Source organism: Pantoea sp. DY-17, assembly GCF_019795975.1.
GTDB classification, from domain to species: Bacteria; Pseudomonadota; Gammaproteobacteria; order Enterobacterales; family Enterobacteriaceae; genus Pantoea; species Pantoea leporis.
Genome location: NZ_JAIMIG010000002.1, coordinates 605,026 through 618,146 on the forward strand (window position 1 = coordinate 605,026; position 13,121 = coordinate 618,146).

Here is a 13,121-nt window from a genome sequence, read left to right on the forward strand (position 1 = left end):
GTCTAAAAAATCGATCTACCCAATCGCTCGGTAAGTTTCTCCAGCAGGGCGGTGCCCGCTAAGGAGTTGCCCGAATGATCCAGCGCCGGCGACCAGACGGCGATACTCATGTCACCGGGGATCACCGCGACAATGCCGCCGCCGACGCCCGACTTCGCCGGCATGCCCACGCGCCAGGCGAATTCCCCGGCACCATCGTACATGCCGCTGGTCATCATCAGCGCGTTCACCTGACGTGCCTGGCGCGGTGAGATCACCGCCGATTCATCATCCTGCGTGCGGCCATGATTGGCGAGATAGAGAAAGGTGCGCGCCAGTTCTTCGCAACTCATCGCCAGCGAGCAGTAGTGAAAATAGGTTTCCATCACTTTGCTGACATCGTTATGGAAGTTGCCGAAGGATTTCATCAGCCAGGCGATGGCAGCGTTGCGCGCCGAATGTTCGTATTCGGAGCGCGCGACGACGCGGTCGTAATGGATGTCATTTTGCTGCGCCAGACGGCGCACAATTTCCAGCATGCGCTGGCGTGGTGCTGTCAGGCGGCTTTCCAGCAGATCGCACATCACCAACGCACCGGCATTGATAAACGGATTACGCGGTTTGCCCTGTTCCAGCTCCAGCTGCACCAGCGAGTTAAATGCCTGTCCCGACGGCTCTTTGCCGACGCGTTGCCAGATTTCACCCTCTTCATACAAGGTAAGCGCCACGCTGAGCGACAGCACTTTGGAGATCGACTGAATGGAGAAGCGCGTCGCGGCATCGCCCGCCTGAAAACAGCGTCCGTCGGGCGTGCAAATGGCGATGCCGAGCTGATCGGCATCCACGTCGGCCAGCGCCGGAATGTAATCCGCCACCTTTCCCTGCTGGGTGAGCGGACGAACTTCGCTGACAATCTCTTCTAGCAATGCATTACTGAGTTCCGACACCTTCACACTCCGTGTAACCAATATTGGCCAGGATGATGGTGATTTGCGCGCAGCGCGTCAATCGGCGGCGCAAAATTCTGTGAGCCTTCTGGGTGAAGCCTGCGTTACAGTGCGGGCTGATTTCATTAAATGTCGAGCCCGCGCGATGATAACTAACCTGTTTCGCGATTTCCCCGCCGCCGCACAGAACGGCAACGCAGAGACGTTTGAAGCGCTGCTGACGCAGCCCAATCTGCATATTGAACGCATCGTTTCTACCGGACAAGCCAGTCCGCCCGATTTCTGGTACTGCCAGAGGCAAGGGGAATGGGTGCTGGTGTTACAAGGATCGGCAGGATTGCAGCTGGAAGGGGAAACGCAGGAGCGTCACTTGCAGGTCGGTGATTTTGTCGAGATCCCAGCTGGCTGCCGCCATCGCGTCAACTGGACCGACAGCAAGGGCCCAACGGTGTGGCTCGCGGTGCATTACGGTGCGATTCCGGTTAGCACAATCTGAAGTGAGAACCTCATCACATGCGAAAAATTCATTCCATGATATAAAATATGGAAAATTTATTTCAAATTGAGAGGATTCTATCATGTCATCGCTGCCGTCCTTAGAAACCTTGCAGCAGCAGGAAGCCGAGCATCGTTTACCGCAGTTTGATTTCGATTTAGCGTGGCAAATCGGCCAAAGCATCCAGCAGCGCGCGCGTGAAGACAATGCGCCTGTGGCTATCGAAGTCTATGCGTTTGGTCAGGTGCTGTTTCTGGCGGCGTTGCCAGGATCCGCCCCAGAAAATCTGGAATGGATGCGTCGTAAGCGTAATACCGTGCTGTTGACCGGCCACTCTTCGATGTATGTGGGGCTTATGAATGAACAGAAGGGCGAGCGTATGGCGCAGCAGCGCAATATCCGCCAGGAAGATTACACCGATCACGGTGGTTCTTTCCCGCTGCTCACTGCTCAGGGCGCGATTATTGGTGCAGTCACCATCAGCGGTTTACCGTCTGCAGACGATCATGCGTTAGCGCTGTGGGGGATTACTCAGCTGCTGCGCTGATGGATTTATAAAAAAGATCGCCATAAATGGCGTAATGCCTGGCTGTTAAGCGCCATATCACATTACCGCACCTTCCGTAGCGGCGCGATTTATCGCGCAATAAATTGCGCCGCTACAGTGTGTGCTCTCGGTAATGAGGGTTTTTCATGTCTTAACTGACGAACATTACGCCATAAATGGCAACCCTTGTATCCTGAAAGTGTTGCTGGTTAGCGACCAGCAACGACGCTGAAAGGTAACCAGAAGCTCGGTGAAGAAACGCTATTTCATCACCAGTACTTTCAGCTTAGCGCCTGCGCCGGTGGCTTTGCGCAGATCGGCGACCTGGCTGGCTTTCACCTCGGTAGCCTGATTACCCCACGAATTCCTCACGTAGTTCAGTACATCGGCCATCTCCTGATCGTTAAGCTTCCAGGAAAATGCCGGCATGCCTGCGGACGTTGGTCGGCCTGCGGTGTGCGGCGCGCGGGCACCGTCCAGCAGTGCGTGGATCATGTTGGTGGGATCGTTCTGCATCGCGCCATTGCCCGCAAAGGCGGGCACCATGCCGGTGATACCTTCACCCGACAACCCGTGACAAGCCGAGCAATCCACTTCATAGCGCAGTGCGGCCCGATCGTGACGGGTTTTATCCATCACGAATCCGGCGGCTTGCGGCGTGGAAGAAGCCGGTAAGCTGCGCAGATAAGTGGCGATAGCGTGCAAATCACGATCGTTAAAATATTGCGTCGAGTGCTCGACCGCTTCGGCCATTGGACCCGCCGCCACGCTTGCACCGTTCGAACCGGTTTTCAGGTAGTCAGCGATCTGCGCGTCGCTCCATTTGCCAATGCCAGCATGAGGATTCGGCGTAATATCCGGCGCGTACCAGCTTCCCAGATTGCCACCTTGCAGATAGTGGCTACTGATTTCGCCGCCCAGCGCGTTGCGCGCGGTGTGACAGACGCTGCAGTGCGCCGGACCATCAACAATATACTTGCCGCGATTCCACTCATCATTCTGCGCGGTTTGCGGCTTGAACGCGCTGTTATCGAAGAACAACAGGTTCCAGCCAGCCATCGCCAGGCGAATGTTGTAGGGGAAATTCATGCCCGCATTTTCATCGATGGCGTTGTGCACCGGTTTTTGTGCCGAAAAGTAGGCCCAAAGATCGTGCATATCATCATCGCTCATCTGTGTATAAGCGGTGTACGGCATCGCCGGATAGAGGAAGCCGTGTTCGCCGCGTCCCTGACGCACCGCGTTAAAGAAATCGCGCTCGGTCATGTTGCCGATGCCGGTTTCACGATCCGGCGAAATGTTCGACGTCTGCAGCGCGCCAAAAGGCGTATCGATTGTGTAGCCGCCGGAGAAGTCCGCATTGTGACAGGCGGCGCAGTCGGCGAGGCGCATCACGTATTCACCGCGTTTAATAGCGGCATCGTCATTGCTGTGGAAATCGGCCAACTGCACGTTGTCGTCGGCAACGTTTGAGCGCGCGCTGTCTAACACCACCCACAAACGGCCCGACGCCGCGATGCCCGCAATCACCGCCAATGCGGCGAGCGTGTAGGTAATTTTCTTTGCTTTCGCCATGATTACGCCCCCACCAGCGGTGCCGGATTATGGATGTACTTCTGGTGGATCGCCTGCGCAGCACGCACCGCCAGCGCACCAATGGTGATGGTCGGGTTATAACCACCGTTGTTCGGGAAGGCGGATGCGCCGACCACAAACAGGTTGTGCGCATCCCAGCTTTGCAGATAGGGATTGAGTGCGGAGGTGCTGGGATCGCTGCCCATCACCGCGCCACCAATGGTGTGCGAGCTGTGCTGCTGGTACGGATTCCAGCTCTTCTCCGCCTGGTTATCCACCACGATATGCTGGCCGCCGGTCTCTTTCATGATGTCGATGGCGCGATCGGTAACGAATTTCGCCATGCGCACATCGTTCTGGTTCCAGTCGAATGTGGTGCGGATCAGCGGCTGGCCGTGACGATCTTTGTAATTGGGATCGAGATCGAGATAGGCTTCGCGCATCGGCATCGAGGTGCCCTGACAGAAGATGGTACCGGCGGTTTGGTAATCGCGCTTGTAGCCCGCTTTCCACTCGCTGCCCCAGCGTTTGGTGCCGGGACGCAGGCCGTTCATGTTCTGAATTGGACGACCGTTGGTGGAGAAGCCCATGATGCCCGCACCGCCGATGAAATCGAGATCGCTGTGGTCGAAGTTATCGCCGTTGAAGTCATCAATCTGCACCGCCAATGCGCCGCCGCCGATGAACGGGTTCATGTATTCGTTATCGAAGAAGCCGGTGACGCTGGAGCAGGTTTGATAGTTGTAGTTACGGCCAATGGTGCCGCGACCGGTCAGCGGATCGTATTGTTCACCCACGCCGGAGAGCAGCATCAGACGCACGTTATCCATCTGATAAGCTGTGATGCAGACGATATCAGCCGGCTGGAAGCCCTCCACACCATCTTGGGTGATAAATTTCACACCTTTCACCGTTTTACCGTCGTCATGCTTTACGGCGTGCAACACTTCCGTTTCGGTCAGCAGCGTGAAGTTTGGACGGCGCATCAACACCGGCAGAATGCACGCTTGCGGCGATGACTTGGAGAAGTTGCCGCAGCCGTGGAAGTCGCAGAAGCCGCAATAGGTGCACGGACCCATGCTGACGCCGAGCGGATTGACATAAGCTTGCGACAGATTACCGGCCGGCACCGTGAACGGGTGATACCCCATGCTTTCGGTGGTTTTGCGATACTTGCTCATCCAGTGCGTATCTTTCAGCGGCGGGGTTGGATAGTCGCGTGAACGCGGGCCTTCGAAGATATTGCCGCCTTTTTGCGGCTGGCCATTAAGATTGCCCGCGATACCGGAAGTGCCCGCAATACGCTCGAAGCGATCGTAGAATGGCGCCATTTCGTCGTAGGTCACGCCCCAATCCTGCAGCTGCAAACCCTGCATCTTCTTCGCGCCGTAACGTTCGCGGGTTTGCTTCGCCACTTCAAAATCCCACGGCGTAAAGCGCCATGACATGCCGGCCCAGTGCGTGCCTGCACCGCCAACGTTCCAGCCAAACTGAAACGCTGACCAGTTACGTACCGGCGCTGCCAGCTGATCGCTGCGGTTGCGGAAGGTGGTGGTTTCCACGCTCATCGGCTGCAGGATTTTGCGGCGCGTGTGGAAACGCAGTTCATCGGCATCAATGGCGACCGGGAAATCGGTCGAGGTATCGCGCCAGGCACCGCGTTCAATGGCGACCACGTTAAGTCCAGCGCGGGTGAGCTCTTCCGCCATCACCGAACCGGCCCAACCTAAGCCGACGATGACCACGTCAGCTTTATTTCTTACTAATGACATTGACTCAGCTCCGGCTATTTAATCGTTAGGAATGAGGCTGACGGGAATAAGCGCCAGATTTTCGTTGCGGCGTTCGATATAAGGGCGATAGTCATAGCGTGCGCCGGGAAAACCGATCATCTTCCAACCCACCATATTTTTATTCCCGCCATAAATCGGATCCGCTAAATAGCTTTCGCGCGCGTTTTGCAGCATTAATTCAAACAGCGCCTGGCTATTCACGTCTTTTCCTAAATCGATCTTGCCGTCTTCCATTGCTATCAGGAATGTATCGATCTGTTCAGCTGATAAGGTATGGAATGAAGCCTGATGCTGTTGCTGCGCCCACTTTTCCAGCGCGGCTAAACCGGTTAAGTAGCGCGCTTTTGGCGGGGTAAGAAATTGCGGGCTGCCCATCAATGCCGCTTCATTTTCCGGATGCAGCGGCGCCTGCAAATAGAGCGCCGCGCCAGAGCCATAATCACCGGCTAACTGGTTATCGAGGAATTCAATCGCGCCCGCTTCACTGGCGGACGGGCCAAGGTCATCGGCGGGGATTAGGCGGTCAAAGATGGCTGCCAGATTCTGGCGATCCAGCGGATTGGTGAGCACCTGATAACCATCTTGCCATGCCGGTTGCGGCAGGTGATCGGTGCTGAGTTGGGTTTCCAGCGGGACATTGTGCAGCTCTTTCGCCCGTAGCTGCGGCGCGACAGCGAGGGATGCCACAATTCCACTGAGCGAAAAGAGCGCTTCTCTTCGGTTCATACTTTTATCCCTTAAACTTCAACAGATGAATATTGACAGAGCACGACGTTCAGATATTTCAGACGCAATGACCGTGCGCAAATAGCGCGCAGGCGCTAGCGACGAATCTGCGTTCGTAATTGTTTTTTTCAGAGGTAGGGTAAATATACGGTCGCCATTTATGGTGACCGTATTTACGGGAAACCCGTTTATCGGGCTTCCTTTATGTTAATGAATATATTTATTCATATCTTCATAGCAGTGACGGGAAATATCCCACAAATCGTCTTCCCAGTTTTGCGGGCTTAATAGTTCCGGTGACCAAACGCCGTCGTAGCCGGTAGCTTTTACCGCCGCCACCCAGGCGGCAATATCCACATCGCCCTGGCCTGGTGCGTAGTCGCGCTGTACCCACTCATCCCAGGCTTCACCCGGCTTGGCCGCGCGGCCATCGCAGAAATGCACGCCGTAAATCAGATCTTTATCCATGCGCGCCACTTCTGCCGGCGTGGTGCCGCCGCCGGCATGCAGGTGCCAGAAATCTACCACCACGCCAAGATTGTCTTTGCCGCTCTGTTTAATCAGATCCAGCGCGTGTTGCAGCGAATTGAACGCGGTAAAGGCGACGACTTCAATCTGGAATTTGATGCCGTGCGGTGCGCCGATATCGGCGATGGCGGAGATATTCTTCAGCAGGATGACATCACGCTCGGCGGCGGAAAGGTGATCGAGTTCGGTCAGCGCCATGATTTGCACCACCGGACAACGCAGTTCCACCGCGGCCTGGCAGATTTTTTCCGCTTCGCGCAGCAGCTCAGCTCGCGCTTCCGGCTCATGGCGGCCAATACGTTTCAGCGCATTGATGCAGGTAATATCGACGCTGTATTTCGCCATCAGATCGCGGTAGGCAGCATAGCTGCCACCGTTATCCAGATAGCGATACAGATGTTCTGGCAGGATCTCCAGCCCGCTAAAGCCAGTCTCATGGGCGATGCGTAACTGAGTGACGGCATTGCTGTACCAAACAGACACGCCATGCAACGACAACTTCATCTCTCCTCCTTGTTACCTCACGGCTTCAGGTGAGAGCGTCGAATACGCAATTCTCCCTGAGACCAAACGCCACCCGGAGTGGCACGTTCATCAATCAGCCGGTTCAGGGCTTCAGTGATGATCAAATCAATACGCTGGCTGAAGGTGGTGAGCTGCCAGCTGGGCAAGCTGGCTTCATCGATGTCATCGAAACCCACCACCGCCATGAATTTGTTGCCTGCACCTTCGCGTAAGGCCGCCAGCGCGCCGAGCGCCAGCACATCGTTTTCGCAAAACAGCGCTTCAACCCGCTGATCGGGCGCGTGCGCGTTGAGATACTCAGTCAACGCCGCGTAGCTGCGTTCGCGGGCGTATTCACCGGCGGTGAGCAGCACTTCCAGCGCCAGGCCAGCTTGGTTCAGCGCAAGTTGCAGACCTTCCAAACGCAGCGTGTGATGGCTGCTGGTGGCAGGGCCCATCATGTACCCGATGCGCGTATAACCTTGCGCCAGCAGCAGTTCGCCCAGCTGTTTGCCCGCCTGCAAGCCGTCGATATTGACCACTTCAATATCCGGCTCGTCATTGTTACGGCACACCTGCACCAGCGGAATGTGGTGCATTTCACGCGCCACGGCGACCAGCTCATCACTCAGCACCGTGCCGAGAAACAGCATGCCATCGACCTGCAGCTGATCGGCCAGCGACAGCACCGCGCGGTAGTTTTCACCGCTACCAATATTCAGCAGCAGCGCCATGTAGCCGCGCTGCTGTAGCTGGCGGGTGACGGTGTCGAGCATCAGCATCGAGTGCGGATTTTTAAGCTCGTCGATCACCACGCCAATAATCTGTGTCTTCTTCTGCGACAGGCTGCGGGCCAGCAGGTTAGGGCGATAACCCAGCTCGGTGGCAATCGCGATTACGCGTTCGCGCGCTTTCTCGGAAATTGACGCACCGGGCGTAAAGGCACGCGATACCGTCCATTTCGAGACGCCAGCCAGTCTTGCCACATCGCTGGCGGTGGCTTTGTGGGATTTTGCGGTTGGTTTACTCATAGCACCTGCATAGGGGAAAAAGCGGAGACCCCCAGCATTGAACGTGAAACCCAACGGAAAATAAACACCTAAGCGCACGCAATTGGCGTAAAGCGCGACAAATAACCCTGTTTTTAGGATGTTGCGATTATGTTTGATCTTTGCACCCGATTGCAACGTTTTTTGCAATCAGGTGCATTTCATTAACTTTTTGTGATCGATTTCGCTGATTTGCACTTTGCCAGATTGACTAAAAAGTCGTCTTAGCTGACATTTTGCTCACCACTACAAAGCAAATCTCGTTTTTACCTGTCGTGTGCAGCTTATTTTGCACTCGGTAGCAAAACAGTAAAACGCTAAAAATTAATCTCTGATCTCTTACCTCAAACCATTTTGCACCCGAGTGCAAAGTAAACAGGAGTTGTTATGCTCATCGGTGAAAAGAGTATTCCACGCCCACTGCGCTGGGCCATGATCGGTGGCGGCCGTCTCAGCCAGGTGGGTTATAAACACCGTTGCGGTGCGCTGCGTGATAACACGGCGTATCAGATGGTGGCCAGCGCCTTTGATATCGATGCCGAGCGTGGCCGCGATTTCGGTGTCAACTTAGGGCTCGATGCGGATCGCTGCTACGCCACTTATCAGCAGCTGCTGGCCGAAGAGGCGAAGCGTGAAGATGGCGTTGAAGTGGTGTCCATCGCCACGCCAAACGGCACTCATTTTGAGATCACCAAAGCGGCATTGAATGCCGGTATTCACGTCATTTGTGAAAAGCCGCTGTTCTTCACTACCGCCGAAGCGCTGGAAATTAAAGCATTAGCGGCGGAAAAAGGGCTAATCGTTGGCGTGACCTACGGTTTCTCCGGCCATCCGCTGTTGATGCAGATGCGGGCGATGATCGCCAACGGCGAAATTGGTGATGTGCGCATGGTGGAGCTGCAATACACCCACGGCTTCAGCGCTAATGACAGCGCCGACAAATTTAGCGAAGCGCAAAAATGGCGCGTCGATCCTAAGATTGCCGGTCCGTCTTTTGTGCTCGGCGATATCTCTACGCACACCTTCTACATCTCCCAGCTGGTGTTGCCAGAACTGAAAGTGAAATCGCTGCTGTGCGATCGCCAAAGCTTCATTCCCTCGCGCGCGCCGTTGGAAGATAACGCCATGGTGCTGATGCATTACGACAACGGCGCGGTAGGGCGCATGTGGGCCTCATCGATTAATGCCGGTTCGATGGACAGCCAAAGTATTCGTGTGATTGGTTCGCGCGCAAGCCTGGAGTGGAGCGACTACAACCCAGGCGAGCTGAAATATGAAGTGCAAGGCCAGCCGAATCAGATTATGCATCACGGCATGCCGTACCTGCATGAAAGCGCCCTGGCCGATGAACGTTTGGGCGCGCTGCACACTGAAGGTCTGGCGGAATCCTGGGCCAATATCTATCTGAAATTTGCTATCGCCATCCACGCCACCCAACAGGGCGACCAAACCACGCTTGATAACCTGATCTATCCCGATATTAACGCCGGAATTGAAGGTGTGCGCTGGATCGAAAACTGCGTGCGTTCTGCGGACAACGGCGCGAGCTGGGTTAACTACGAATAAGGACTGCCATGAAACTTTCGTTTTGTACCGATAGCCTGGGTCATCTGCCGTTTGAACAGATGCTGGATAAGTTGCTGGAGCTAGGTGTTTACGGCGTTGAGATGACGACCGGCGGCTGGTCACCAGCGCCGCATCTGCGTACCGAAGCGTTGCTCGGCAGCGCCACGCAGCGTCAAGAGTTGTTGCAGGCGCTGGAGAGCCGCGGCATGTCGATTGCGGCGCTGAATGTGTCGGGTAATCCGCTCGATCCAGGCGAATTAGGTAACAAACATAAGCGCGATACGGAAAACGCGCTGGCGCTGGCCGGAGAACTGGGGGTGAAGAAAATCGTCATGATGAGCGGCTTGCCACCCGCCAGCCCGCACGACACCATTCCAAACTGGATCACTTACACCGTAAGCTGGCCGCCGACGCTGAAAAACTGCCTCGATTATCAGTGGAATGAAGTGGCGATCCCTTACTGGCTAGGGCTGGTGCAACGCGCTAAAGAGAGCGGCGTGGAGAAATTCGCGCTGGAGAATTTCAGTTCGATGCTGGTGTGGAATCCGGAAACCTTGTTCCGTCTGCGCGACGCGGTGGGTGAGATGGTGGGACTCAACCTCGATCCCAGCCATCTGCTGTGGATGGGCGCGGACCCGATTGCAGCAGCACGCGCGCTCGGCCCGGCAATTCATCACTGTCACGGCAAAGATGTGCGTCTGGAGCGTGGGCTGGTGGATATCAACGGTCTGCTGGAAACCAAACCGGTGGAAGATGTCGCCAATCGCGCCTGGAACTATGTTGCCGTTGGTTGCGGCCAGGATCTGCAGTGGTGGAAAGAGTTCTTCTCGGTGGTACGCATGATGGGCTACAACGACTGGGTATCGCTGGAAATGGAAGATCTCACCATGTCGGTGGAAGCGGGCGTAACCTCCTCAATTGCGGCACTCAAGCAAACCCTTAGCCAGTAATGTCAAATTCACGGCGGGCAACCGCTCGCCGTGTTCTGTACATCGAGCCTTGCCTGCCTGATAATTCGTGGTTCACCCACTATTAAGAGGCACGCCATGCTGGAAAACCATCCACAGCGCGACGAAATCAGGCTGGAAAATGTGCTGGCGGCGTTGGGCAATCCGATGCGTATGACGGTAATCAGCATTCTGGCGGACGGCGGCGAACATACTTGCGGATCGCTGCTGAAAGGCGTCTCCAAATCCACGTTGACCCATCACTGGCGCGTGCTGCGCGAAGGCGGCATTATCTGGCAGAAACCCTCTGGACGTGAAAACCTGCTGTCGTTGCGGCGCGACGATCTCGATGCCCGTTTCCCGGGTCTGCTTGATTCACTGCTAAGCGCCACCCAGCAAGATCCCCTGACCCGCACCACGCTGGATGATTTCCAGGTTAAATAACCCGCGCACGCCCAGCCAGCGTAGCCACAATCATCTGCAACCCCGCAATCACCAACAACAGCATCAGCGGCCACTGCCAGTTGCCGCTGACATCATGCAGCAGCCCAAAACAGAGCGGGCCCAGCGCCGCTAATCCGTAACCGACGCACTGTGCCATGCCCGACAATTTCGAAGCCTGCAAATGATCATGGGTGCGCAGATTAAACAGCGACAGGCAAATCACCATAGATGCACCGGCGCCCAGTCCCGCCAGAATCAGCCACAGCAGCGCGTATTGCGGTGCCATTAACAGTCCCGCGACGGCGATAAAAATCGATAGCGATGCGAGAAAACCAATCATCCGCTGGTCGTGCATTTTTTTCAGTGCGCTCATGCAGGCCAGGTTCGAAACGATGGCCACAATCTGATAGACAAACAGCATGCCACCCGCTTCCAGCTGGCTAATGCCGCTGTCTTGCGCAAAAGGCGTAAACCAGCCGATCAAGGTGTAGAACACCAGCGACTGGCAGGCCATAAACAGCGAAACCTGCCAGCCTAAGGCCGCGCGCCACGGTGAGCGTGTTGATGTGCTATTGGCGCTGTTTTTGGTCTGAGATGCAGGCTTTTTCAGATAAGGCAGCCAGGCTAACAGTGCGATAATCGCCGGAATCAGCCACACCGCCAATGAAAGTCGCCAACCCGCGCGACTCAGCTCTGCCAGCGGCACCACCACGCCCGATGCAATGCTGGCGGTGATCGCCATGGTCATCGCGTACAAGCCAACATATCGCGCGGTGTGTTCGGTGAAATCACGCTTAATCAGCGGCGGCAGCAGCACGTTGGCCGCCGCAATCCCCGAGCTCAGGATGATCGTTCCCACCCACAACGCATTTTCACTGCCGCTGATACGCAGAATCGATCCCAGCGTGATGAGCAGCAATGCGCCCCATAAACTGCGCTCAAGACCAAAACGGTTGCCGAACCATGCTGCGGGTGGCGCTAAGGTAGCGAACATCAACAGCGGCAAGAAGTTGATCACGCCCGCCGCACTGGCGCTCAAGCCAAACGTCATACGGATGTTTTCCAGCACCGGCCCAACCGCGGTAATAGGCGTGCGCAAGTTGGCCGCTGTCAGCAGCAGTAAGAACAGGAAAAAACCAGAACGACGCAGAGCAGGATTCGCAGATAAAACGGTATGGGTCATATTTTCGCACCATAGCAATGAGGCAGAGCGAGTCTGCTTATGGTGCGTTGGTTGACGTTAACGCTTACGCAGCGGCGATTAACTGCTGAAAGGAGGGCAATACTAACGAGGGGCTTTTAGGATGTAAAGTATCAAAACCCATCAAAGACAAAATCAACCGAGTCTTTAATCCGCTGGCGATACACACGTGCATCCATCACCTGATCGCCTAGAAGCGACACGCGCACACTGGCCATTTCGTGAGTCATGACCAGAAATTCCTCGCCTTCAACCTTGATTACCGGATTAAGTCGTTCAACTTGCTTTTTTTTAAACTGGTTTAGAGGGTAGAGCGGGATAACGATTCGTGACGCCAGTTCGCCGATAATCTCACTTTGAACGTCTACCAGATAAGGGTACTCGCTGTTCCTATTGGTATTGCGATAAATAAAATATTGCATGTCTAAAACGTCCTGTATTCATCCGACAATAAACCGTGTTCTTCGGTTATGCGATTGAGTTCCTGCAAACCTTCACTGTTTTCACGCTTCCATCTTTCCGCTTCGGTTGTGCGAATTTCATAATGTAAAGCTTTAGATAGGATGGCGGATAAATTGAGCCCTGCTTCTCTAGCCTGCTCGAGTAATGCAGGTTCAAGTGTCACGCTGACAGTTTTTTTTTGTCTTACGGCTGTAGAAGGCATAAATCCCCCGTGTAGTTAACACGTGTATAAATCAGTGTGGTGAGTATGGGTGAAATCTGCGCTTTCTGCAATGCAGCTTTCTAACGTGTTGTGGACTTTTAAAATTTCTAAACATGGTAAACCTTGCGCCATCGCTCATCCGCGTCCACCTTTAG

Annotated in this window: 14 protein-coding genes; 5 read left to right on the forward strand and 9 right to left on the reverse strand. The window is 55.2% G+C overall.

What is annotated here, in order from left to right; translation table 11 throughout:
- Positions 1-2: 2 nt before the first annotated feature.
- Entirely contained in the window at positions 3-926 is a 924-nt protein-coding gene (glsB, locus tag K5Y33_RS13140) for a glutaminase B (RefSeq protein WP_210080081.1), read from the reverse strand.
- Between the two features lie 145 nt (positions 927-1,071).
- Here glsB and K5Y33_RS13145 point away from each other — a divergent pair, with 145 nt between their 5' ends.
- The gene (locus K5Y33_RS13145) at positions 1,072-1,422 is read left to right on the forward strand and encodes a cupin domain-containing protein (RefSeq protein ID WP_222234191.1); all 351 of its coding nucleotides are present in this window, start codon (positions 1,072-1,074) and stop codon (positions 1,420-1,422) included.
- Positions 1,423-1,504: 82 nt separating this feature from the next.
- Positions 1,505-1,969: a heme-degrading domain-containing protein gene (locus K5Y33_RS13150; RefSeq protein WP_210080080.1), complete on the forward strand. Its 465-nt coding sequence runs from the start codon at positions 1,505-1,507 to the stop codon at positions 1,967-1,969.
- A 261-nt stretch (positions 1,970-2,230) separates the two neighbouring features.
- Here K5Y33_RS13150 and K5Y33_RS13155 read toward each other — a convergent pair whose 3' ends face one another.
- The 5 genes from K5Y33_RS13155 to K5Y33_RS13175 form a co-directional block, all read right to left on the reverse strand.
- Complete coding sequence (locus tag K5Y33_RS13155) at positions 2,231-3,544, reverse strand: cytochrome c (RefSeq protein ID WP_222234192.1); 1,314 nt, start codon at positions 3,542-3,544, stop codon at positions 2,231-2,233.
- 2 nt (positions 3,545-3,546) lie between these two features.
- Positions 3,547-5,316, reverse strand: coding sequence for a GMC family oxidoreductase (locus K5Y33_RS13160; protein ID WP_222234193.1), 1,770 nt, complete (start codon positions 5,314-5,316; stop codon positions 3,547-3,549).
- Positions 5,317-5,334: 18 nt separating this feature from the next.
- Positions 5,335-6,063 carry a gluconate 2-dehydrogenase subunit 3 family protein gene (locus K5Y33_RS13165; RefSeq protein ID WP_222234194.1) on the reverse strand — a complete coding sequence of 243 codons (729 nt, stop codon included), beginning with the start codon at positions 6,061-6,063 and terminating at the stop codon, positions 5,335-5,337.
- 207 nt (positions 6,064-6,270) lie between these two features.
- A complete protein-coding gene (locus K5Y33_RS13170) occupies positions 6,271-7,095 on the reverse strand; it encodes a sugar phosphate isomerase/epimerase (protein ID WP_222234195.1) in 825 nt (274 codons plus the stop codon).
- Between the two features lie 17 nt (positions 7,096-7,112).
- Complete coding sequence (locus K5Y33_RS13175) at positions 7,113-8,126, reverse strand: LacI family DNA-binding transcriptional regulator (protein WP_110867234.1); 1,014 nt, start codon at positions 8,124-8,126, stop codon at positions 7,113-7,115.
- A 405-nt stretch (positions 8,127-8,531) separates the two neighbouring features.
- On the opposite strand from K5Y33_RS13175, the gene K5Y33_RS13180 reads away from it, so the two are divergent.
- From K5Y33_RS13180 to K5Y33_RS13190, 3 genes are all read left to right on the forward strand, one after another.
- Positions 8,532-9,710 (forward strand): Gfo/Idh/MocA family protein, encoded by a 1,179-nt coding sequence (locus K5Y33_RS13180; protein WP_110867019.1) that lies wholly within the window; start codon positions 8,532-8,534, stop codon positions 9,708-9,710.
- Positions 9,711-9,718: 8 nt separating this feature from the next.
- On the forward strand, positions 9,719-10,660 hold the full coding sequence (locus K5Y33_RS13185; RefSeq protein WP_222234196.1) for a sugar phosphate isomerase/epimerase: 942 nt from the start codon (positions 9,719-9,721) through the stop codon (positions 10,658-10,660).
- Between the two features lie 96 nt (positions 10,661-10,756).
- Positions 10,757-11,101 (forward strand): helix-turn-helix transcriptional regulator, encoded by a 345-nt coding sequence (locus K5Y33_RS13190; protein ID WP_110867017.1) that lies wholly within the window; start codon positions 10,757-10,759, stop codon positions 11,099-11,101.
- Here K5Y33_RS13190 and K5Y33_RS13195 read toward each other — a convergent pair.
- The 3 genes from K5Y33_RS13195 to K5Y33_RS13205 form a co-directional block, all read right to left on the reverse strand.
- A complete protein-coding gene (locus K5Y33_RS13195; protein WP_222234197.1) occupies positions 11,094-12,284 on the reverse strand; it encodes an MFS transporter in 1,191 nt (396 codons plus the stop codon). The genes K5Y33_RS13190 and K5Y33_RS13195 overlap by 8 nt on opposite strands.
- A 131-nt stretch (positions 12,285-12,415) precedes the next feature.
- Positions 12,416-12,724, reverse strand: coding sequence for a CcdB family protein (locus tag K5Y33_RS13200; RefSeq protein WP_137387189.1), 309 nt, complete (start codon positions 12,722-12,724; stop codon positions 12,416-12,418).
- Positions 12,725-12,726: 2 nt separating this feature from the next.
- On the reverse strand, positions 12,727-12,966 hold the full coding sequence (locus K5Y33_RS13205) for a type II toxin-antitoxin system CcdA family antitoxin (protein WP_137387190.1): 240 nt from the start codon (positions 12,964-12,966) through the stop codon (positions 12,727-12,729).
- Positions 12,967-13,121: the final 155 nt, after the last annotated feature.

What these genes read in the sequence shown, in the direction of transcription:
- K5Y33_RS13160 (WP_222234193.1), bottom strand. Translation starts at nt 5,316, where the DNA reads ATGTCATTAGTAAGAAATAAAGCTGACGTGGTCATCGTCGGCTTAGGT.
- K5Y33_RS13195 (WP_222234197.1), bottom strand. Translation starts at nt 12,284, where the DNA reads ATGACCCATACCGTTTTATCTGCGAATCCTGCTCTGCGTCGTTCTGGT.
- K5Y33_RS13175 (WP_110867234.1), bottom strand. Translation starts at nt 8,126, where the DNA reads ATGAGTAAACCAACCGCAAAATCCCACAAAGCCACCGCCAGCGATGTG.
- K5Y33_RS13170 (WP_222234195.1), bottom strand. Translation starts at nt 7,095, where the DNA reads ATGAAGTTGTCGTTGCATGGCGTGTCTGTTTGGTACAGCAATGCCGTC.
- K5Y33_RS13185 (WP_222234196.1), top strand. Translation starts at nt 9,719, where the DNA reads ATGAAACTTTCGTTTTGTACCGATAGCCTGGGTCATCTGCCGTTTGAA.
- K5Y33_RS13150 (WP_210080080.1), top strand. Translation starts at nt 1,505, where the DNA reads ATGTCATCGCTGCCGTCCTTAGAAACCTTGCAGCAGCAGGAAGCCGAG.
- K5Y33_RS13145 (WP_222234191.1), top strand. Translation starts at nt 1,072, where the DNA reads ATGATAACTAACCTGTTTCGCGATTTCCCCGCCGCCGCACAGAACGGC.
- K5Y33_RS13180 (WP_110867019.1), top strand. Translation starts at nt 8,532, where the DNA reads ATGCTCATCGGTGAAAAGAGTATTCCACGCCCACTGCGCTGGGCCATG.
- K5Y33_RS13165 (WP_222234194.1), bottom strand. Translation starts at nt 6,063, where the DNA reads ATGAACCGAAGAGAAGCGCTCTTTTCGCTCAGTGGAATTGTGGCATCC.
- K5Y33_RS13155 (WP_222234192.1), bottom strand. Translation starts at nt 3,544, where the DNA reads ATGGCGAAAGCAAAGAAAATTACCTACACGCTCGCCGCATTGGCGGTG.
- K5Y33_RS13190 (WP_110867017.1), top strand. Translation starts at nt 10,757, where the DNA reads ATGCTGGAAAACCATCCACAGCGCGACGAAATCAGGCTGGAAAATGTG.
- K5Y33_RS13205 (WP_137387190.1), bottom strand. Translation starts at nt 12,966, where the DNA reads ATGCCTTCTACAGCCGTAAGACAAAAAAAAACTGTCAGCGTGACACTT.
- K5Y33_RS13200 (WP_137387189.1), bottom strand. Translation starts at nt 12,724, where the DNA reads ATGCAATATTTTATTTATCGCAATACCAATAGGAACAGCGAGTACCCT.